Raw genomic sequence first — 21,521 nt, forward strand, 5'->3', positions numbered from 1 at the left:
ACTCCGGCGTCATGACCAGTCCAGAGACTCAAGGAAAGCGAGGACGTCTTCGTGCAGCTGCTCTTTTTCCTTATCCATTGTGATCACGTGACCAGAGTTTTTGTACCATTTAATATCTTTTTGATCGGCTTCTACTTGTTCATAAATATAGTTTGCACTTTCTGTGTTAATCATTTCATCATTTTCTGCTTGTACAACAAAGGTAGGAGTATAAATTTGATCGACTTCGTTATGAACCTCTGTAATAAATCCGCCCAACTGCTTGAACATCTCTTTTGATTGATCCAGAAGATCCTCTACTTCGCGATCGATCGTTTCTTTATCTTTTCCTTCTAGTTGTTTATACTGCCTTGCTTTGAATTCAAAACCTTGGGTTAATTGTTTCTCATTGTCAAAAAACATCGGGGAACACATCGTAATGATTCCTTTGATTGGTTCCGAATAAGCAAGTTTCAGGCCAAGGACGCCTCCAAGTGACAATCCGGCGACAGCAATTTTCTCATACCCAAGCTCGCGCAAATGGTTCAAGGCGTTTTGAACATCCGCCCACCAATCTTCAGGCCTTGCCTCGATCAATGCCTCAAGCTCTTGTCCATGCCCTGCATAAATAGGTGCATGTGTCGTATAGCCGTGCTTTTGTAAAAACCGGCCAAGCATCCGCACATCGGCAGAGTGACCAGTAAAACCATGTAGTAATAATACCGCACGTTCTCCTTCCTCAAACGTAAATGGCTGAGGTTGTTTAATTTTCATGTCATTCTCTCCTTACTTCATCTATGTCCTGTTTTTAAGATTTCATTCTAAAGTGCAATGTATTCTATTTTACCAAAATTAAGTTCCCCTGGCACATTTTGAACCTGAATAACCATTTCCCCCTATTATGAAACGAAGTGGCAGGATTGTGTAAGACTTGATTTCGAGACTTATGTGGGAGTTTAGGGGCTACGGGAAAAGGTTCGCTTTCCGTGGGCGAGTGATGAGCCTCCTCGAGCTAACGCTCTGCGGGGTCTGGTCTCATCTACCACGCACTTCCCACAGGAGTCTCACCTTTTCCCTCCGCCCCTTTGCCATATGAGGTTCTCGACCTCCCTTCAAATGGATCTGCCGAGATTGGCAGGAAAGTCACTCATATAAAGTTTCCATAATAAAGCTCTCATATTGATTTTCAAGCCAATCTCTTGCGAATTCATTCGGAGCAACGATCGTCAGCGTATTTTCATTAATAGTCGTTCCAACCATTAGAAACTGCACTAATAAGGCGAGGGAACAGGGTCTGGGAAACGTCCGCATGAAAAGCGAAAGGAGACCTGAACGTGTGTGTTTTTCTACGAACGGATTCCAAACACCGCAAATCGTCGTTTCCCTGACCCCGTATCCATGGCAAGGAATCCGTCATTCATTGCTTCAACCAGACAAGGCTTTCTTCAAGGTTACTTGGGAGATCCTCCTGGCACCCTCGCGGAAAGCGGGCCATCCCCCGACGTCCCAATCCACCTCACAAACATTTCGAAACTGAGCCTTCCACAATCAGGAGCTTTAGCGCTAGTTAAGATTTGAATTAGGAGAACATAAAAAAACTGCGCTTCATTTTATGAAGCGCAGTTTTTTTGATTAACCGAGGATATATGCAGTTAAGAAAGCTAAAACAAAGAAAAGAACGCCTGTTACTACCGTTGCTTTGTGCAACACTGCGTCAATTCCCCGTGCTTTCTGCTTCCCAAATAGTTGTTCCGCTCCGCCAGAAATCGCTCCTGAAAGACCGGCACTCTTTCCAGATTGCAATAGTACAAGGACGATCATTGCAATCGTGTTGATGGTTAGTAAAGTAATTGCAAGTGTTTCCATGATGTGCCCACACCTCCTAAAAACGTACAGATAACTAGTTTAAATGTAGCATAAAAGCCTTTCATCAGCAAGCTTATTCTAAATTCATAAAAGGTTTATACACAGGTAATGGACGAACTGAAAAGAGAGAGAATGTCGTATAGGAAATAAAACTTATTTAATGATAGAAAGGACAAATTATTTTTGCAGAAGATTCTTTGGGTACGGACCCCTTCTTAAAGGATGATATAAAATCTAAATCTTATTCAATCTGCTCATCTTTGAACAGATATGAATGATTTTGATTGATTTTGAAAGTTTATGGTTGATTTTTGTAAGGGTTTTCTTTTATTATAAATATAGAGAACAAGCAAGGAGTGTAGGAACATGCTTACACCAGAACGACAACAACTTATATTAAAAACAGTCAAAAACGATCATACATCCAAAATCAAACGTTTAGTTGAAGTGACAGGTGCATCAGAATCGACCATCCGCCGTGATTTAGATCAGTTGGAAGAACAAGGACTCTTAAGGCGTGTCCATGGGGGAGCGTCATTGAGAAGCTCCGCGAGTGAAGAACCGACCATGAGGGAAAAAGTCACAAAGTTTCACAGCGAGAAACAGGCGATCGCCCAATTCGCCGCCTCCCTCGTGCAGGAGGGAGACTGTATTTTCATTGATGCTGGTTCGACCACTTTTGAAATGATTCCTTTCCTTAAAGAGAAAAATATCATTGTCGTAACGAATGGTTTGAGTCACCTGGAAGCCTTGAACACCCATCAGATCAAAACCTACGTCCTTGGCGGTCTTGTTAAACACCAGACAGGCGCGGTCGTCGGAGCCGGTGCGATTCAAAACCTTCAACAATACCGCTTCGACCAATGTTTCATGGGAGCGAACGGGGTCACTCTAAAGGATGGGTACACAACACCCGATCCCGAAGAAGCGGCGATCAAACAGATGACGTTGAACTTATCGAAGAATCGTTACGTCCTTGCCGATCATTCCAAATTTGAGAAGGTCGCTTTCATGAAGTTCTCTAATCTGTCAGAAGCAGAAATCATTACAGATTATAATGGTGCATCAATTGAAGACTATCGTAAGAAAACCAATATAAAGGTTGTGACAACATGATTTACACGTGTACATTAAACCCTTCCATCGATTACATCATGAACGTTGAAGCATTTGAAGCAGGGGCTTTGAACCGGGCAAAAGAAACCTTCTATTACCCTGGAGGGAAAGGGATAAACGTTTCTCGTGTCATGAACCGCCTTGGTGTCAAAACCAAAGCGCTCGGGTATATCGGCGGCTTTACAGGTGCTTTTGTCCAACAGTTTTTAAATCAGGAAGCTATTGACCATGCTTTTATCGAAACATCACAAACGACAAGAGTAAACGTGAAGTTGAAAAGTAACAACGAAACAGAAATTAACGGCCCTGGAGCGGAAATATCAGAATCTTTACAGGAAGAACTTTTAGAGCAAGTGAGAAATCTTTCAAATAAAGACACACTTGTACTAGCTGGAAGTCTTCCCTCTTCCCTGCCGTCCGACTTTTATATAACCATGGCTTCAATCTGTGCTGAAAATGGAACAAAAGTCGTTGCTGATACGTCAGGGAAAGCATTGGAACAATTGCTCGGCCACCCGCTCTTCCTCTTGAAACCGAACCATCATGAATTGGGTGAGCTTTTCAACGTTGAGATAGATACAAAAGAAAAGGCAGCCCTTTACGGAAGGAAGTTAATCCAACAAGGCGTTGAGCACGTGATTGTATCCATGGGCGGAGAGGGCGCTGTTTATGTAGGGCGAAACCATGAAATGTTCGCCAATGTACCTCAAGGTCATGTAAAAAACTCTGTCGGAGCGGGAGATTCCGTTGTATCGGGTTTTCTAGCAGGACTGGAAACTGACGAACCAATTGAACAAGCTTTCCGTTATGGTGTGGCTTCAGGAAGTGCCACAGCTTTTCAGGATGATCTTTGTCAAAAAGAAGATGTAGAACGGTTGCTGACTGAAATCCACGTTTCCAATATAAACTAAGGGGAGTGAATCACCATGAAAATTACAGATTTACTGACGAAAGAAACCATCGTATTGAATATGTCTGCCTCTTCCAAGCCAGAAGCAATCGATGAGCTTGTCGGTCAATTGGACCGTGCCGGTAAGCTGAATGATCGCGATGATTTCAAGCAAGCCATTGAGGCTCGGGAACAGCAAAGCACCACAGGAATTGGAGAAGGAATTGCCATCCCGCACGCGAAAACTTCTGCCGTAAAGAATCCTGCCATCGCTTTTGGCAGGTCTCAGGATGGATTAGATTACGAATCGTTGGACGGCCAGCCGACGAACCTCTTTTTCATGATTGCAGCTTCTGAAGGCGCTAACAACACACACTTAGAAACCCTGTCCCGTCTTTCTTCCTTTTTAATGGATAACAAATTCCGTGAACAACTGGAAGCAGCCAAATCGGAAGCTGATGTCATCGAAGCCATTAACGCAAAAGAAGCAGAAGAAGATGGTGATGAAGATACGGCAGATCAGCCAGCAGGAAAGATTCTGGCCGTCACTGCATGTCCAACCGGTATTGCTCACACCTTTATGGCCGCTGATAAATTGAAAGCTACTGCAAAGGAAATGGGTGTGAACATTAAAGTGCAAACCAACGGGTCTGGAGGTATAAAAAACCGCCTGACCAAGGAAGATATTGCAGAAGCGGACGCCATTATCGTTGCAGCAGATACGAAAGTCGATATGGAACCATTCAATGGCAAGCCCGTTATTGAAGTTCCGGTCGCTAAAGCGATTCACGAACCAAAAGAATTGATTAACAAAGCAGTAAATAAAGATGCTCCTGTTTATCAAGGTGGAGGAAGCAATAAAGATACATCAGATGAAAAAGGCCAGCGCAAAGGCGTCTATAAACACTTAATGAATGGTGTTTCTAACATGCTTCCATTTGTTGTCGGGGGCGGAATTTTAATTGCCATCTCCTTCTTCTTCGGTATCGAGTCAGAGAATCAGTTCGCACAAATGCTAAGTACTATTGGCGGAGATGCTGCCTTTTTCTTACTTGTCCCTGTATTGGCCGGTTTTATTGCGATGAGCATCGCTGATCGCCCTGGCTTTGCCCCTGGTATGATTGGTGGTTTTATTGCTATCACGCAAACAGTCGAAGGTGCGGGTAATGGATCTGGCTTCTTAGGCGGTCTCATTGCCGGTTTCTTAGCTGGTTATCTGACATTGCTTATTAAGAAATGGTTAGAAGGTTTACCAACAATCCTTGATGGTATGAAAACGGTCCTTTTCTATCCGGTCCTTGCGATTTTCGGAACAGGAATGATCATGTTACTAATTAACCCTGCGTTGACTAGTGTTTACACGGCTCTATTCGGTTTCTTAGAAAGTATGAGCGGATCCAACTTAGCTCTGCTTGGATTAATTGTCGGTGGCATGATGGCTGTTGATATGGGAGGTCCAGTAAACAAGGCTGCCTACACATTCGGAATTGCGGCACTTGATGCAGGGAACTATACATTTATCGCAGCTGCGATGGCTGGTGGCATGGTTCCACCCCTTGCGATGGGCTTAGCCACGACCCTTTTCAAAAATAAATTTACCAAACAAGAGCGTGAAACAGGGAAAGCCGCTTACCCGCTTGGAGCTTTCTTCATCACAGAAGGAGCGATCCCATTCGCTGCAGCGGATCCCGCCCGTGTCATCCCTTCCATGGTCGCAGGTAGTGCTTTGACTGGTATGTTGACCATGTTATTCGGAATCGGGCTGCGTGCCCCGCACGGCGGTATTATTGTTGCCCCGCTTGTAGAAGGTGGGTTTATGCAAATTGTTCTTTATCTTGTGGCAATCATTGCCGGTGCAATTCTTTCAGCAATTGTTGTAGGATTCTTGAAAAAAGACCTTCAAAAGGCTTAAAATAATAAAGTTAGGGTAAGTCATAAACAATAGCATGTTTTAAGGAGGAATTATAATGGTAGAGAAAACGTTTAAAATTACATCGTCCGACGGTGTTCACGCTCGTCCAGCAACAGTACTTGTACAAAATGCAGGAAAGTACGAGTCTGATATTAACCTACATTACAAAGAAAAATCCGTAAATCTTAAGTCCATCATGGGAATCATGAGCCTTGGGATTCCTGCAGACGCTGAAGTTAAAATCACAGCGGAAGGCAGTGACGAACAAGAAGCGATCGACCATTTGGAAACAACAATGAAGAACGAAGGCTTGGGGGAATAACAGCATGACACAGCTTCAAGGTATTGCAGCTTCCAGCGGAATTGCGATTGCAAAAGTGTACCGCTTGGAAGCTCCGGACCTTTCTTTCGATAAGAAAGATATTGAGCAGCCGGAACAAGAAGTCAAACGCCTGCATGAGGCTCTGGATACATCAAAATCAGAGCTGGAAAAAATTAAAGAACACACAAGAAAATCTTTAGGTGATGAACACGCGGAAATCTTTTCTGCTCACCTATTGGTATTGAGCGATCCAGAATTAATTCAACCGATTGAAGATAAGATCAAGAGCGAAAATGTTAACGCAGAAGCAGCACTTTCTGAGACTGCAAACATGTTCATTGACATGTTCAAAGGCATGGATAATGAATACATGCGCGAACGTGCGGCAGACATCCACGACGTAACAAAACGTGTAATGGCTCACCTTCTTAGTGTGACATTCCCGGATCCTGCGCTCATCAATGAAGAAGTTGTCATCGTCGCAGACGATCTGACACCTTCCGATACCGCTCAATTGAACAAACAATACGTAAAAGGCTTCACGACTGATATCGGAGGCCGTACGTCTCACTCGGCCATCATGGCTCGTTCTCTTGAGATCCCTGCAGTCGTTGGAACGAAAAATATCACTTCCCAGGCTGGAAAGGATACCATGATCATCGTCGATGGAATCAATGGTGATGTCATCATTGACCCTAGCGAAGATCAAATTGCAGAATACAAGCAAAAGCAGGACGATTTCGAGAAGCAGAAACAAGAATGGGCGAAGCTTAAAGATGAAGCGACCGTCACTTCTGAAGGCGACCACGTAGAACTTGTAGCCAACATTGGAACTCCTGACGACGTTGAAGGCGTTCTAAACAACGGTGGCGAAGGTGTCGGCCTTTATCGTACAGAATTCCTTTATATGGGCAAAAGCCAGCTTCCGACAGAGGAAGAGCAGTTCGATGCTTACTCTTCTGTGTTGAAGCAAATGGGAGACAAGCCAGTCGTGGTACGCACACTGGATATCGGTGGAGACAAGGAGCTTGACTACTTGGATCTTCCTGAGGAAATGAACCCATTCCTTGGTTACCGTGCGATCCGTCTTTGCCTGGAGCGCGACGATATTTTCCGCGTTCAGCTTCGTGCTTTGCTACGTGCCAGTGTCCACGGAAACTTAAAAATCATGTTCCCTATGATTGCTACGCTGGAAGAATTCCGTCAAGCTAAAGCAATCCTTGACGAAGAGCGCGCGAACCTTAAGGAAGAAGGTCATGATGTTTCAGATGAAATCGAAGTCGGAATGATGGTTGAAATTCCTGCAACAGCAGTGATTGCCCGTCAGTTCGCTAAAGAAGTCGATTTCTTCAGTATTGGTACCAATGACTTGATTCAATATACAATGGCAGCGGACCGTATGAACGAACGCGTGTCCTACTTGTATCAGCCTTACAACCCGGCGATTCTCAACCTCGTCAACAATGTGATCGAAGCAGCACATGCGGAAGGCAAATGGGCTGGCATGTGCGGGGAAATGGCTGGAGATGAAATTGCCATTCCGCTTCTACTTGGACTTGGTTTGGATGAATTCAGCATGAGTGCAACATCCATTCTGCCTGCCCGTACGCAGATCAGAGATCTATCCAGGAAAGAATGGACTTCTTATAAAGAAGAAATTCTTTCTATGGGAACAGCAGAAGAAGTTGTCGCTTTTGTTAAAGAAAAAACACAAACGAAGTAGTATTTGTACGATGAGTGTGGGACAATAGGTGTGTGCCGACTTCCTTTCGGCTAGTTCATGAGAAAGAGATGTGTTTCCATGACATTTACTGTGATCTTGATTGTATGTATTGCCATTGTTTTAGGGATTGCCGCCATGTTCGGTATGGCTGTCTCTAAAGGCTACGATTACAAGCACACCGTTGACCCGTTACCAGACGACAAACATCATAAAGATGAGCATAAAAAAGCTGACGCTTAACCATAGCGTCAGCTTTTTTCTTTTCCATCATACAGGGAAAGTTTTTTCTGTATCGGTGTGCGTATCTTCGGCTTCGGAATTCTTTTAGGGTAGCCCATCTGTAACACAGAAACCAATTTAAAACGCTGGCTGTCCAGCCCAATATCTTGATAAAATTGATCATCATGCAAATATGGACTCGTCGTCCAAAGAACGCCTACGCCTGCTTCCCATGCCAAAAGCTGAACATTTTGTATATAGGCACAAACAGCGGCATAATCTTCTTCATACTTCCGAATATCCTCATCTCTTTCCATATAAATCAAAGCGTGATGAGGAATAATTAATAAGAAGTCCTGAATTCCGTCCTGCAGTCTTTGAGTTTTGTTTATGTCATAGCCATCAAAGAACCCTTGCCTTTGATAACTTTTCATTACGGCCTGGGCATACGCTTCTTTCCCTTTATCCTGGTATAATCGTATATGCCACGGCTCTTTCATCCGATGGTTAGGCGCCCATGCAGCTTCAGCGAAAATACGTGCCAGTACTTCATGATCCACTTTTTCCTCTTTATATTCATGAATCGAGCGGCGGGTCTGAATCGCTTCCATCAATTCCATCACGTACACCTCACAACATAATCAACTCTGTCACAGGTTGTCCCATCCAATAGCCCCATTCACGCAAGAAGAATGGCACTTTCGTTTCCATACTTTTATATGCTGAATACTGAGTCGGGACACCTTCGACCTCCATATCCAGTTGCTCGGCCATAGCCACAGCTCTTTTCAAATGAAATTGGTCGCTGACAATTAAAAAAGAACGAATCCCTTTTTCATGACTGACTTCTTTCGCATTACTCAAGTTATCTTCGGTGATTAGTGATCGATCCTCAAACAGAATATCCTCTTCTTTTACTCCATGATCCATCGCATAGTCTTTTCCTACTTCTGCTTCAGAGGAGGCTGCTTGTTCACTTTTACCACCCGTGAGAATCAAGTATTCAACTTGTCCTTCTTTATACAACTCAATCCCCTGCTTCAAACGCCCCTCAAAAACCGGACTTGGCTTTCCATTCCATTGGGCGGCACCGAGGATGATGGCTGCATCAGCTTCTGATGCTGTTTCATCTCCATAGGTCCACACGGAATACCCCGTGTATAATGCATAGCCTAGCATCAAGAATAAAATGATCTGAATGAATCTTTTCATATCTCCTGGCTCTCCTACTCCCTGAATATATGTTCCATCATATCATAGAAAAAAGCCTCTCTGAATCATCAGAGAGGCTCATTTTAAAACTTATTTATTCAAGTTGTAGAATGCTTTCTCGCCAGCGTATGTCGCTGTTCCAAGCAGCTGGTCTTCGATACGAAGAAGCTGGTTGTACTTCGCGACACGATCCGTACGGGAAGGAGCACCTGTTTTGATTTGTCCTGCATTTGTCGCAACAGCAATGTCCGCGATGGTTGCATCTTCTGTTTCACCAGAACGGTGAGAGATGACAGCTGTGTAACCTGCGCGCTTTGCCATTTCGATCGCTTCAAATGTTTCTGTAAGTGTACCGATTTGGTTCACTTTGATTAGAATGGAGTTGCCAACGCCTTCTTCAATCGCACGGCCCAGCTTCTCTGTGTTTGTTACGAACAGGTCGTCACCGACAAGCTGTACGCGGTCTCCAATACGGTCTGTAAGAAGTTTCGTTCCTTCCCAGTCGTTCTCGTCAAGACCGTCTTCAATTGAAACGATTGGGTACTTGTTCACAAGCTCTTCATACCAATCAACCATTTCTTCAGACGTACGTACAACACCTTCACCTTTCAGGTTGTACTTGCCATCTTCATAAATCTCAGAAGAGGCAACGTCCATCGCAAGCTTGACTTCAGCATCAGGCTTGTAGCCAGCAGCTTCAATCGCTTCGATGATAGTAGATAGAGCTTCTTCGTTAGAACCTAAGTCTGGAGCGAAGCCACCTTCATCACCTACGCCAGTGTTATATCCTTTGCTGGAAAGAACTTTCTTAAGAGAGTGGAAAATTTCTGCTCCCATACGTAGGGCTTCTTTGAATGTTGGTGCACCAACAGGCATAACCATGAATTCCTGGATGTCTACGTTGTTGTCTGCGTGCTCTCCACCATTCAGAATGTTCATCATTGGTGTTGGAAGAGTAGCCGCTGTGAAACCTCCAAGATACTTGTAAAGTGGAAGACCTACAACGTCTGCAGCCGCATGTGCAACAGCCATGGATACACCAAGGATTGCGTTCGCTCCAAGGTTTCCTTTGTTTTCTGTACCATCAAGTTCTCTCATCATTTGGTCGATGATCACTTGTTGAGTCACGTCCATACCTAGAAGGTTTGGAGCAATTTTTTCGTTTACGTTATCCACAGCGTTTTGTACACCTTTGCCAAGGTAACGTTCTTTGTCACCATCACGAAGCTCTACTGCTTCGTATTCACCAGTAGAAGCACCACTTGGAACAAGTGCTGTACCGAAAGCTCCTGATTCTGTATAAACTTCTACTTCAACAGTCGGGTTACCACGAGAGTCAAGGACTTCACGTGCATATACGTCAGTAATGTAAGGCATGAATATCTCTCCCTTATTTTTTAATTAGTGATTTTCCTGTCATTTCTTCAGGTTGTTCAATGTTCAAAAGTTCTAGCAATGTTGGTGAAAGATCACCAAGGATTCCTCCATCACGGAGTTCCACCCCATCTTTCGTTACAATGACGGGTACAGGGTTTGTCGTATGAGCTGTCATAGCGTCTCCATCCAAGGTCGTCACCTCATCAGAGTTCCCATGGTCAGCTGTAATGATCGCATGCCCACCTTTTTCATGGATCTTATCTACGATCTTACCTAAGCATTCATCTACGGCTTCAATCGCTTTAATGGTCGGCTCAAGCATCCCTGAGTGTCCAACCATATCAGGATTGGCAAAGTTTAAAATAATCGCGTTGTGTTTCTCTGCATCCAGTGCCTCAAGAAGTGCATCTGTAACTTCATAAGCACTCATTTCCGGCTGCAGGTCATACGTCGCAACTTTCGGAGAATCGATGAGGATGCGCTCTTCCCCTTCGAATTCTTTTTCACGACCGCCACTCATGAAGAACGTCACGTGTGGATACTTCTCTGTCTCTGCAATACGCAACTGTTTCATATCATTATCAGCGAGAACTTCCCCGACGGTGTTTTTTAAGTCATTCGGTGGGAAAGCAATCTTACTTTTGACCTGGTCGCTGTATTGAGTCATCCCCACAAAGTGAAGATTCTTCGGTGCTTTGTCACCAAGCTCATAACCATCAAAGTCGTCGTTTGCGAATGTACGAGAAAGTTGGATGGCGCGATCCGGTCGGAAATTGAAGAAAATAACACTGTCTTCATCTTCCACCGTGCCGATAGGGTTGTTGTCCTCATCTGTTAAGACAACAGGTTCAACAAACTCATCGTACACTTCCTGCTCATAAGAATCATCAATTGCCTTGATTGGATCCTTGTACGTCGGACCCTCACCGTAGGCGATGGCATCATAAGCTTTTTCCACACGTTCCCAGCGATTGTCACGATCCATCGCATAGTAACGTCCGGAAAGGGTAGCGATTTGCCCTACGCCTACTTCTTCAATCGCTTCTAGCGCCTGTTTGATATAAGTCTTCGCCGATTGCTGACCTACATCACGGCCATCAAGGAAGGCATGAATATAGACTTTTTCAAGACCTTCTTCTTTAGCCAGTTTCAAGGTAGCAATCATATGGTCGATATGGCTGTGAATCCCGCCATCAGATAAAAGACCGAAAATATGAAGAGCTTTACTTTTCGCCTTCGCTTCACGAACCGCGTTCAGCAACACTTCATTTTCAAAGAAGTCCCCTTCACGGATGGAAAGGTTAATTCTTGTCAGACTTTGATAAACGACACGGCCTGCGCCGATGTTCAAGTGTCCGACTTCAGAGTTACCCATTTGACCTTCTGGCAGTCCGACAGCTTCCCCGCATGCCGTTAATTGAGAATGCGGGAATTGGTTCCAGTAACGATCAAAGTTTGGTGTGTTCGCTTGTTTGACAGCATTGCCTTTCTCTTCATCACGAAGAGCGTAGCCGTCAAGGATGATTAAGGCAGCAAGGTTCTGCTTACTCATTCTTACCTGCCTCCACTAGTTTTAGGAAAGAATCAGCTTCAAGGCTGGCTCCTCCTACTAGAGCACCATCGATGTCGGACTGAGATAGTAGTTCATCAACGTTTGCAGGCTTCACGCTGCCACCGTATTGAATGCGAACAGCTTCCGCTGCTTCCGCACTTACATAATCACTGACGACTTTACGAATGTGTGTGCAAACTTCATTCGCTTGTTCAGATGTCGCTGTACGACCTGTACCAATCGCCCAGATCGGCTCATAAGCAATGATTGTCTCTGCACATTGGTCATTTGTCAGACCGTCCAATGCTTTTTTCACTTGTGTTTCAACGACGTTCATCGTTTCGTTTGCTTCACGTTGTTCTAGAGATTCCCCTACACAAATGATTGGTGTCAAGCCGTGGTTAAATGCCGCATGAACTTTTTTGTTTACCTCTTCATCGGTTTCCTTGAAGATTTCACGACGCTCGGAGTGGCCAAGTACGACGTAAGAAACACCAAGTTCTTTCAGCATGACTGGGCTTACTTCACCAGTAAACGCACCGCTTTCTTCAAAGTGCATGTTTTGAGCACCGATTTTAAGACTTGTGCCTTCAGTTTCTTCTACCAGTTTTTGTAGAAAAGGAAATGGAGCACAAACAACCGATTCTACCTGCTCAGAGGAAGGAACTTCGTTTTTAGCTGTTTGAATAAAATCTTCCGCTTCACGATGGTTTTTATTCATTTTCCAGTTACCAGCAATTACTTTTTTACGCATATGGTTTCACCTCTCCTTTTTATTTATCGTTCAACAAGGATACACCAGGAAGATCTTTACCTTCCATGAATTCCAAGGAAGCCCCGCCACCTGTGGAGACGTGGTCCATGTCATTTGCATATCCGAATTTCTCAACGGCTGCTGCAGAGTCGCCTCCACCGATGACCGTGTAGCCATCTGTTTCAGAAAGAGCGTTCGCTACAGCTTTTGTACCGTTAGCAAAAGATTCGATTTCAAAGACGCCCATTGGTCCGTTCCAGATGACCAATTTAGAATCTTTAATGACTTCTGCATATTTTTCTCTCGTTTTCGGACCGATATCCAGTGCTTCCCAGTCGGCTGGGATGCTGTCGATTCCGACTTCTTTCTTGTTTGCAGAATCAGAGAAATCATCAGCAACGACGACATCTTCAGGCATAAGGAAATTGACGCCTTTTTCTTCTGCTTTCTTCATATATTCTTTAGCTAGATCAATTTTATCTTCTTCCAGTAGAGACTTACCGATTTCGTGACCCAGGGCTTTTACGAATGTGTAGGCAAGACCTCCACCGATGATCAAGTTATCGACTTTATCAATCAAGTTGTCAATAACGCCGATTTTATCTTTCACTTTCGCACCACCGATGATGGCTGTGAATGGACGCTCAGGATTAGACAGCGCCTTACCTAGAACGTTGATTTCTTTCTCCATCAGGAAACCAGCAACGGCAGGAATATGCTCAGCAACACCTGCTGTAGAAGCATGCGCACGGTGGGCAGCACCGAAAGCATCGTTTACATAGAGGTCAGCCATGTCTGCAAAGGCTTTGGCTAATTCCGCATCATTCTTCTCTTCGCCAGGGTTGAAGCGTACGTTTTCGATCAGAAGAACATCGCCGTTTTCCATTTCAGAAATGGCTTTGTTCACTTCACCGCCGTATACTTCATCCGTTTTTGTAACGGTTTGTCCCAGAACATCGCTCAGACGCTTGGCTACAGGATCAAGACGAAGGTCTTCGACAACTTCCCCTTTTGGACGTCCAAGGTGACTGGCAAGAATGACTTTCGCACCGTTTCCAGTCAGGTGCTTGATTGTAGGGAGGGCAGCTTTAATTCGAGTGTCGTCTGTGACCTCTCCCTCGCTCATCGGTACGTTGAAGTCAACACGGCAAAAAACGGTTTTCCCGTTCACTTCAACATCGCGGATTGTTTTCTTATTCATAGAATGACAACCTCCTTGGTTTGTGGTCAGGTTCATCGCCTGCCCTTATGTACGTTTCCACAGTTTCATTGTGCAGAAACGCCGATAAGCAGGATGCGAAAAAACATGGATAAAGGAGGAGGACCTGAGACCTCCTCCTTTCCAGCTTTTTCATAGTATTTTCTAAAACGGCTCAGATATTACAAGCCTTGGTTTTTAAGGTATACAGCCAAGTCTACACAACGGTTGGAGTAACCAGTTTCGTTGTCATACCAAGAAACAATTTTAACCATGTTGTTTTCAAGGATTAGTGTAGAAAGACCATCAATGATAGAAGAGTGAGTGTTGCCATTGTAGTCCGTAGAAACAAGTGGCTCGTCACTGTAGCCAAGGATTCCTTTAAGGTTACCTTCAGCTTCTGCACGAAGAGCTTCGTTCACTTCTTCAGCTGTTACATCTTTATCAAGCTCAGCAACCAAGTCTACGATTGAAACGTTGGATGTTGGTACACGCATAGCCATACCGCTAAGCTTGCCATCAAGGTGTGGAAGAACTTTTGCAACGGCTTGTGCAGCACCAGTTGTCGTTGGGATGATGTTCTCAGCAGCTGCACGAGCACGACGGTAATCTTTGTGTGGAAGATCAAGGATCTGTTGGTCGTTCGTATAAGAGTGAACAGTTGTCATCATACCGCGCTTAAGACCGAACTTCTCGTCAAGAACTTTTGCGTATGGAGCCAAGCAGTTCGTTGTGCAAGAAGCGTTAGAGATAACGTGGTGAGAATCTTTGTCGTACTGGTCTTCGTTTACACCCATAACGACTGTAAGGTCTTCTTGCTTCGCTGGAGCAGAGATAACGACTTTCTTAGCACCTGCATCCAAGTGTTTCTTCGCATCGTCACGCTGAGTGAAGCGACCTGTAGATTCGATAACGATATCTACGCCAAGATCTCCCCAACCAAGTTGAGCTGGATCTTTTTCAGAAAGTACTTTAACTTCTTTTCCGCCGACAATCAGGTTGTCACCATTTGTTGTCACTTCTTGCTCAAGCTTACCGTGTACAGTATCGTATTGAAGCAAGTGTGCAAGCATGTTTGCATCTGTCAAGTCGTTAACCGCTACTACCTCTACTTCATTGTTGTTCAAAGCAGCACGGAAAACATTACGTCCAATACGTCCAAATCCGTTAATACCAATTCTTACTGTCATGCAAAATTCCTCCTTAGGATGATTGAAATCATATTTATTTAAAGGGATAAACCCCTTATTAACTCTTGGGCTGCACCTTCATCAGTGATCAGGACATTACTCTGGCCCGGTTGGAAATAAGATGAGATGGCTTGTGCTTTTGAACGACCTCCAGCAACAGCAATGACATGTTTCGCACGCTTCAGGTCTTCTAATTGCAGACCGACCGTACGAACTTTGTGAACGATCTCACCCTCCACATTGAAATAGTAACCAAAAGCTTCGCCTACCGCGTTGTGCTTTTTGATCAATTCCAATTGTTCAGGGGAAGTCTTTCTCCGTTCTGCCATCGTGAGCGCATCACCGACTCCGTGAATGACGATTTCCGCGTTTCGGATGATGTCCAACACTTCTTTGATCGAAGGTTCTTCTTTTATCGTCTGATAGGATTCCTCACTGAGAGGATCGGGTACATATAAAAGACGATAATCACCCCTAGCCTTTTTCGCCATTTCCGCGCAAATCGTGTTGGCCTGGTTTTCAACTCTTTCACCTAAGCCTCCACGCGCAGGAACGTATAAGCACTGATCAGCTCCAGACAGCGGCGTCATCACTTGTGCGACGGATGCCATCGTTGTTCCGCCTGTAATGGCAATCACCTGATCCGGCGACATATGTTCTTTCAAATATTGGACACATGCTTTTCCCATCTCTTGTTTTACCCAATTAAGCTCATCGCTATCACCTGGAACAACAACGATATGGTCTAAATTTAATTTATCCTTTAATTGTTGTTCTAAAACCTTAATCCCAGAGACCTCTTTAATAAACTCGGCTAGCTGTTCAAGAATGTTCTGCCCTTCATAACTTAAGTGCATACCTCTTGAGGTAATCTCTACAGCTCCTTGTTTGTTCAAAAAGTCCACTTCGCTTCGAACCGTACGTTCAGCAAGCTCAACACTTTCAGCTAGCGCTCTTCGGCCCACAGGCTGCATGATCTGGATGTAATACAACAGCTGATAACGGCGCTGTATAACGTCCAGGACATCCGGGAATAATTTTTTTTGTAAGTCGATGAACGCTCTCATGGAAAAAGCCCCTTCTTTGAAATGGTACCAACCGGGATGTATTACGTCCCAGCTAGTCATATTATGTCCCGCTCGGAGCAAAAAAATATCTTATCTCAATTTTATATTAACAGTGGGGTAGTCCACGTGCAAGCGAAAACCTAGACGTTTTTCATTGTAAACGCTTCATTAGTTCGAAGTAATCAATTTCACGATAATCCAACTCTTCCTCACCGATTTTCAAAACCGGTATCTCGAGCATATACTTCTCAAGCAATGCAGGATCGCTTTCAATATCAACCAATATTACTTTGACATCAAACAAAGACAACAAGTCCTTAACTTCATCGCATAACCCACAGTTTTCTTTTACATATAATATAACTTCAGACATATAGAGTCCTCCCTGAACTTTCATTTTCATCATATCAAAGGGAGCTTACCCCATCCATCCCGGAAACCCAGGTTCTAGATACTTAGGGGCCCGATATGTTTGATAGCATTTGGAGATCCCTGGAATCAACGTTGACTCTTATTAAGGTAACGAACTCTAGAATCTCGAAATATATCCTACACTATTCAGCCATTTACTTTGAATAACTTGCTGACTAAAATTAACAAACAAAAAAGACATGCTTCAGGAAGCATGTCCTTTTTTATCATAAAAACCATTATCGATTTTCAACTTACGTTTATCCAAGAAATGAGCTAACTCTTCGCCTACATAGTTTTCAGGTGTTCGTTTCAATGACTCATAGTTGAAGGATAACTTTTGCTGCTCCTGCATGTCGAACACATGAATCCGCCTGTCTTCAGAAACTTCTTCAGTCGACAACATTTTGTAACGGATTAGTTTTGTCATATATACCCCTCTTCTAAATAAAGCGAAAAGTCTGACTTTATTTATTCAATAATAACATAGAAAAAGGCCGAAATAAATACATTACGATACTATAAACCAAATAAGTGTTCGTATAATTCTTGTGATATTTCTGTCTAATCCATATTTAAATAACACTGATGTAACCGCAAAGGATTCTACAAGTATTAATATATTAATATAATGATATTCCTGTAAAAAATAGGACCTCCCTTACATTTAAGGAAGGTCCTTCTAGTTTAGCGCGCCCGAGAGGATTCGAACCCCCGACTGACGTAGAACCGGAATCTACCGCTCTATCCAACTGAGCTACGGGCGCAAAAGCGACATGCATTTAATATTATAAGGAGAATCGCCCAAAAACGCAACCCATTTTTATAGTCTTCCACAAAAGCTCCCGATTGTGGAAGACTCGATTTCGAGTCTATTGTTGAGTGGATGGGGGCTGCGGGGAATGGCTCGCTTTCCGCGGGAGCGCGGTGAGCCTCCTCAAGCTTCGCTCTGCGGGGTCTCACCATGCACTTTTTTCCTCTTAGTTATCCGGTTCCGGCGCCTAGCGGCTAGTGAGACTTCCCTCGCTTCTGTACGATAAGTCAACATCGAATCACTCCGTTCTTCGTGTTTCCTTTATCTCCGCCTCCCCTCCGCCCTTTTACCATATAAGTGTCTCGAAAGCACTTCCGGAATAAGATGATTTTACTCACAAGGAAAGTGGAGCAATATGAATTTCCATAACCGCTATTCTGGATAAAAGGTTGCTATAGAGCGCTTTATTACTATAGATCAGGAATTGTGTAAGACACTCATCCTCAGCAAAGGGGTTCGTTTCACGCATACATCGAATGGGGTGGTTGGGAAGCTGCGAGACTCCCGTGGGAGAAGGAGATAGGCGAGATCCCGCAGGACGCAGTCCGAGGAAGCTCGGCGCTCCCCCACAGGAAAGCGAGTAGCTTCCCAACCGCCCCTAACGCTCAACACGGCAAACGAACCCTGAAACATCTCGAAATCGAGTCTTACACAATCCTGCCATATAGCTTAATTATAGGTTCAGACGTTTATATAGGTAAATTTAGGGTATGATGGTAGAAGGAATTGGAACACATCATATAGAACGAATAAGAATAGCCGTTTTTCATACTTAAAAGGCGTAACCACCCTTGATGAAATAAAGAATAAAAGGTCGATTGTTTTTGTTTGACCTTTATTGACCTTATAGGTATGATGAATGTATTCCATCATTATTAATTTGATGTTAAGGAGGAATTTCAAATGAATTTAGTCCCTACAGTTATTGAACAAACAAACCGCGGAGAACGTGCCTATGATATTTATTCCCGCTTACTTAAAGACCGTATCATCATGCTGGGAAGCCCGATTGATGATAACATCTCAAACTCTGTTGTTGCGCAGTTGCTCTTCCTTGCGGCTGACGATCCAGAAAAAGATATTTCCCTATACATCAACTCTCCTGGTGGATCGATCACAGCAGGTATGGCGATTTATGATACGATGCAGTTCATCAAACCGAACGTATCCACGATCTGCACAGGTATGGCTGCATCTATGGGTGCCTTCTTGCTGAACGCTGGTGAACCTGGTAAACGTTATGCACTACCTAACAGTGAAGTCATGATTCACCAACCGCTTGGAGGAACACAAGGCCAGGCTTCAGATATCGAAATTCACGCAAAGCGTATTATTAAAATGCGTGAGAAGCTGAATAAGATTCTTGCTGAGCGTACTGGACAGCCGATGGAAGTCATCGAACGCGACACGGATCGTGATAACTTCATGTCTGCCCATGAAGCTGTTGACTACGGCTTGATCGATAAAGTCATGGAGAAAAACGAACAATAAGAAAAACACAAAATCCGCTGTGATGACACAGCGGATTTTTTTGTACTGTATGAAACCGTTCCCTTATTGGAGAACGTTCATTTTTTCACATAAACAATGATTACTCATTCTTCACGAAGTCAGTAAGCACCTGAACAGCTTCTTCCTCATCAGAACCGTCTGCAATTAACTTAATGTCTTCATCGGTTCCGACAGCAAGACTCATTAACCCCATAATACTTTTGGCATTCACACGTTTCTCACCTTTTTCGATAAAAACATCAGCGGTGAACTTGTTCGCTTCTTGTACGAATTGTGCTGCTGGTCTTGCCTGTAAACCTGTCTCAAGCTCAATCGTTATCGTCCTCTCAATCACCTGTCATTCTCCTCTCATTCTATATTTCAACTTCTTTGTAAGCGGATTCAATACTGAGAAAAAAGAACGCTCTCTTGTAGAAAGCGTTTATAATTGTATTTCATTATAGCATGAATTTGTTAAGGAAACATTAATTTCTTGTGTTTTCTATGACTTCACCTTTTCTAACTTTTTCGGCGAACTCGTCGATTTTACGCAGGCGGTGATTGATGCCTGATTTACTAATCGACCCACCAGAAACATACTCCCCAAGCTCTTTCAAAGAAACTTCCTGGTGCTGCAGCCTTAAAGATGCAATCTCCTGCAATTTATCTGGGAGGGCTTCTAAGCCAACTGTCCGTTTAATGAATTTTATGTTCTCCACTTGGCGGAAAGCTGCACCGATCGTCTTATTTAAATTAGCTGTCTCACAATTGACGAGACGATTCACCGAGTTTCTCATATCCCGGACGATCCTCACATCTTCAAACTTGAAAAGAGCTTGGTGGGCTCCGATATTGCTGATAAGCTCCGTGATTTTATCCGCTTCTTTCAAGTACGTGATGTATCCTTTTTTACGACTGAGCGTCCTTGCATGTAACCCAAAACTATTCATAAGCTTACACAACGCCTCGTTGTGTTCCTCATCTGAAGAATAAATTTCAAGATGATAGGAAGAGGTTTCTGGGTTGTTGACGGAACCGCCCGCAAGAAATGCTCCCCGTAAATAAGCCCTTTTACAACATGTATCGTTCAAATACTTTTGAGGGATGTCTGGATTAATGGATAGAGGACCTTTCAAGATTTCAAGATCTTCAAGAACGACATTCGCTTTCTCCTTCATCCTTACAATATAAACATTGTTCTTTTTCAACCTCATTTTTTTCCGAACAAGGAGTTCTACCGGGTAGGGATAAAGCTTTTTGATTAACGTGTAGATCCTTCTGGCAATCGCCGCATTCTCTGTTTGTACGTCCAGAATATATTCACGATTGGAAAGGGAAAATGTGCCGTTCATACGGACAAGGGCAGCCAATTCCGATTCCATGCAGCAAGTATCTGCTTCTACATTCGTTAATTCTTTTTTGATCTCTGATGCAAATGACATGATGTACACCCCCTTCTACCTACCACGCAACACCTAAAGCATGGAGTGCAATAACTTTGCTAATTTTTCTGTGTCATGACGTAACATAGGCTTGCTGTGGTCGATGATATCTTCTTCTATGACTTTCAATCCCATGGATTTAATTCTTTCAATATCGTAAATGACGGGCTCCGCATTTTCTTCAGCATAAGCAGCCCTCACCCCTTGATCGATCGGTTGATTATGCACAATCACTGACTGTAACACACCTTCTCCAATATGATCAAATAAGGCCTGGATATGATCAGCTGCCGTGTAACCAGAAGTTTCCCCCTCCTGTGTCATCACGTTGCATATATAAGTGACCATCGCTTTCGTTTCTTTCAATGCCTGCCCGATTTCCGGGATGATGATGTTCGGTAATATACTTGTGTAAAGACTTCCCGGAGAGATGACAATCAAATCCGCGGATTTGATTGCCTCTACAGCTTCTGGCAAAGGCTGAATCGGCGTAGGGCTTACGTACACCCTTTTTATTTTCTTGTTCTGTTTCGGAATACTTGACTCACCGGTAACAACCGTTCCATCCTCCATCTCCGCATGAAGGTTCATGGAATGATTGGCAATCGGATAAATATGACCGCGCACATTCAGGACTCTGGAGATTTCTTTTATCCCTTTATAAAAGTCTCCCGTCATGGATGCCATCGCAGCTAGCAAAAGGTTTCCCATGGAATGACCAGACAAGCCGTTACCCGCTGCAAAACGATGCTGAAAAAGCTCAAGGAGCATAGGCTCAGCATCGGAAAGGGCAGCCACGACATTCCTGATATCCCCCGGCGCAGGAATAGCCATCTCGTTACGTAAGCGGCCGGAGCTTCCACCGTCATCAGCAACCGTAACAATCGCTGACAGGTCAATCGGTAAATTTTTCAACCCGCGCAAGAGCACAGGCATCCCGGTCCCGCCACCTACAACGACGACACGCGGCTTGGTCTTATGATCCAT

Annotated in this window: 22 protein-coding genes, 1 tRNA gene and 1 pseudogene; 7 read left to right on the forward strand and 17 right to left on the reverse strand. The window is 44.0% G+C overall.

Annotation, left to right across the window (positions count from 1 at the left end):
- Nucleotides 1–9 precede the first annotated feature (9 nt).
- From DYE48_RS05230 to secG, 3 genes and pseudogenes are all read right to left on the reverse strand, one after another.
- Nucleotides 10–753: an alpha/beta hydrolase gene (locus DYE48_RS05230; protein ID WP_115822706.1), complete on the reverse strand. Its 744-nt coding sequence runs from the start codon at nucleotides 751–753 to the stop codon at nucleotides 10–12.
- A gap of 372 nt (nucleotides 754–1,125) precedes the next feature.
- Nucleotides 1,126–1,227: pseudogene (locus DYE48_RS21350) on the reverse strand (DnaA N-terminal domain-containing protein); the annotation flags it as partial.
- Nucleotides 1,228–1,611: 384 nt separating this feature from the next.
- Entirely contained in the window at nucleotides 1,612–1,845 is a 234-nt protein-coding gene (gene secG, locus DYE48_RS05245; RefSeq protein WP_089651380.1) for a preprotein translocase subunit SecG, read from the reverse strand.
- A 366-nt stretch (nucleotides 1,846–2,211) separates the two neighbouring features.
- On the opposite strand from secG, the gene DYE48_RS05250 reads away from it, so the two are divergent.
- The 6 genes from DYE48_RS05250 to ytzI all read left to right on the forward strand — a co-directional run bounded on the left by DYE48_RS05250 (nucleotide 2,212) and on the right by ytzI (nucleotide 8,047).
- Nucleotides 2,212–2,961: a DeoR/GlpR family DNA-binding transcription regulator gene (locus DYE48_RS05250; protein ID WP_115822708.1), complete on the forward strand. Its 750-nt coding sequence runs from the start codon at nucleotides 2,212–2,214 to the stop codon at nucleotides 2,959–2,961.
- On the forward strand, nucleotides 2,958–3,872 hold the full coding sequence (gene pfkB, locus DYE48_RS05255; RefSeq protein WP_115822709.1) for a 1-phosphofructokinase: 915 nt from the start codon (nucleotides 2,958–2,960) through the stop codon (nucleotides 3,870–3,872). The genes DYE48_RS05250 and pfkB overlap by 4 nt, the downstream gene beginning before the upstream one ends.
- 15 nt (nucleotides 3,873–3,887) lie before the next feature.
- Nucleotides 3,888–5,762, forward strand: a complete 1,875-nt coding sequence (locus DYE48_RS05260) for a PTS fructose transporter subunit IIABC (RefSeq protein ID WP_115822710.1) — start codon at nucleotides 3,888–3,890, stop codon at nucleotides 5,760–5,762.
- Nucleotides 5,763–5,817: 55 nt separating this feature from the next.
- A complete protein-coding gene (locus tag DYE48_RS05265) occupies nucleotides 5,818–6,084 on the forward strand; it encodes a phosphocarrier protein HPr (RefSeq protein ID WP_035506024.1) in 267 nt (88 codons plus the stop codon).
- A 4-nt stretch (nucleotides 6,085–6,088) separates the two neighbouring features.
- A complete protein-coding gene (gene ptsP, locus DYE48_RS05270; RefSeq protein ID WP_115822711.1) occupies nucleotides 6,089–7,807 on the forward strand; it encodes a phosphoenolpyruvate--protein phosphotransferase in 1,719 nt (572 codons plus the stop codon).
- Between the two features lie 78 nt (nucleotides 7,808–7,885).
- A complete protein-coding gene (gene ytzI / locus DYE48_RS05275) occupies nucleotides 7,886–8,047 on the forward strand; it encodes a YtzI protein (protein ID WP_089651375.1) in 162 nt (53 codons plus the stop codon).
- A gap of 8 nt (nucleotides 8,048–8,055) precedes the next feature.
- Here the strand turns inward: ytzI and DYE48_RS05280 are convergent, their stop codons facing one another.
- From DYE48_RS05280 to DYE48_RS05330, 11 genes are all read right to left on the reverse strand, one after another.
- A complete protein-coding gene (locus tag DYE48_RS05280; protein WP_115822712.1) occupies nucleotides 8,056–8,646 on the reverse strand; it encodes a nitroreductase family protein in 591 nt (196 codons plus the stop codon).
- 10 nt (nucleotides 8,647–8,656) lie between these two features.
- Complete coding sequence (locus tag DYE48_RS05285) at nucleotides 8,657–9,238, reverse strand: YdcF family protein (protein ID WP_115822713.1); 582 nt, start codon at nucleotides 9,236–9,238, stop codon at nucleotides 8,657–8,659.
- A 90-nt stretch (nucleotides 9,239–9,328) separates the two neighbouring features.
- Entirely contained in the window at nucleotides 9,329–10,615 is a 1,287-nt protein-coding gene (gene eno, locus DYE48_RS05290) for a phosphopyruvate hydratase (RefSeq protein WP_115822714.1), read from the reverse strand.
- Between the two features lie 13 nt (nucleotides 10,616–10,628).
- Nucleotides 10,629–12,167 carry a 2,3-bisphosphoglycerate-independent phosphoglycerate mutase gene (gene gpmI / locus DYE48_RS05295; protein WP_115822715.1) on the reverse strand — a complete coding sequence of 513 codons (1,539 nt, stop codon included), beginning with the start codon at nucleotides 12,165–12,167 and terminating at the stop codon, nucleotides 10,629–10,631.
- Nucleotides 12,160–12,921 (reverse strand): triose-phosphate isomerase, encoded by a 762-nt coding sequence (gene tpiA / locus DYE48_RS05300; protein ID WP_115822716.1) that lies wholly within the window; start codon nucleotides 12,919–12,921, stop codon nucleotides 12,160–12,162. The genes gpmI and tpiA overlap by 8 nt, the downstream gene beginning before the upstream one ends.
- Before the next feature lie 19 nt (nucleotides 12,922–12,940).
- Nucleotides 12,941–14,122, reverse strand: a complete 1,182-nt coding sequence (locus DYE48_RS05305; protein WP_089651369.1) for a phosphoglycerate kinase — start codon at nucleotides 14,120–14,122, stop codon at nucleotides 12,941–12,943.
- A 179-nt stretch (nucleotides 14,123–14,301) separates the two neighbouring features.
- The gene (gap, locus tag DYE48_RS05310; RefSeq protein ID WP_089651368.1) at nucleotides 14,302–15,309 is read right to left on the reverse strand and encodes a type I glyceraldehyde-3-phosphate dehydrogenase; all 1,008 of its coding nucleotides are present in this window, start codon (nucleotides 15,307–15,309) and stop codon (nucleotides 14,302–14,304) included.
- Nucleotides 15,310–15,347: 38 nt separating this feature from the next.
- Nucleotides 15,348–16,376, reverse strand: coding sequence for a sugar-binding transcriptional regulator (locus tag DYE48_RS05315; RefSeq protein ID WP_115822717.1), 1,029 nt, complete (start codon nucleotides 16,374–16,376; stop codon nucleotides 15,348–15,350).
- A 151-nt stretch (nucleotides 16,377–16,527) separates the two neighbouring features.
- A complete protein-coding gene (locus DYE48_RS05320) occupies nucleotides 16,528–16,749 on the reverse strand; it encodes a glutaredoxin family protein (protein ID WP_115822718.1) in 222 nt (73 codons plus the stop codon).
- A 243-nt stretch (nucleotides 16,750–16,992) separates the two neighbouring features.
- Nucleotides 16,993–17,217 carry a hypothetical protein gene (locus tag DYE48_RS05325; RefSeq protein WP_115822719.1) on the reverse strand — a complete coding sequence of 75 codons (225 nt, stop codon included), beginning with the start codon at nucleotides 17,215–17,217 and terminating at the stop codon, nucleotides 16,993–16,995.
- Between the two features lie 261 nt (nucleotides 17,218–17,478).
- Nucleotides 17,479–17,554 (reverse strand) — tRNA-Arg (locus DYE48_RS05330).
- A 950-nt stretch (nucleotides 17,555–18,504) separates the two neighbouring features.
- Between DYE48_RS05330 and clpP the strand changes: the two genes are divergently transcribed.
- Nucleotides 18,505–19,092: an ATP-dependent Clp endopeptidase proteolytic subunit ClpP gene (gene clpP / locus DYE48_RS05340; RefSeq protein WP_089651364.1), complete on the forward strand. Its 588-nt coding sequence runs from the start codon at nucleotides 18,505–18,507 to the stop codon at nucleotides 19,090–19,092.
- A 100-nt stretch (nucleotides 19,093–19,192) separates the two neighbouring features.
- Here the strand turns inward: clpP and DYE48_RS05345 are convergent, their stop codons facing one another.
- The 3 genes from DYE48_RS05345 to DYE48_RS05355 form a co-directional block, all read right to left on the reverse strand.
- Nucleotides 19,193–19,447 carry an HPr family phosphocarrier protein gene (locus DYE48_RS05345; protein ID WP_089651363.1) on the reverse strand — a complete coding sequence of 85 codons (255 nt, stop codon included), beginning with the start codon at nucleotides 19,445–19,447 and terminating at the stop codon, nucleotides 19,193–19,195.
- A gap of 130 nt (nucleotides 19,448–19,577) precedes the next feature.
- A complete protein-coding gene (gene whiA / locus DYE48_RS05350) occupies nucleotides 19,578–20,534 on the reverse strand; it encodes a DNA-binding protein WhiA (RefSeq protein ID WP_115822721.1) in 957 nt (318 codons plus the stop codon).
- Nucleotides 20,535–20,567: 33 nt separating this feature from the next.
- Nucleotides 20,568–21,521 carry a gluconeogenesis factor YvcK family protein gene (locus DYE48_RS05355; RefSeq protein ID WP_115822722.1) on the reverse strand — a complete coding sequence of 318 codons (954 nt, stop codon included), beginning with the start codon at nucleotides 21,519–21,521 and terminating at the stop codon, nucleotides 20,568–20,570.

The sequence above is a fragment of the Halobacillus trueperi genome, from assembly GCF_003386945.1.
Taxonomy (GTDB): Bacteria; Bacillota; Bacilli; order Bacillales; family Halobacillaceae; genus Halobacillus; species Halobacillus aidingensis.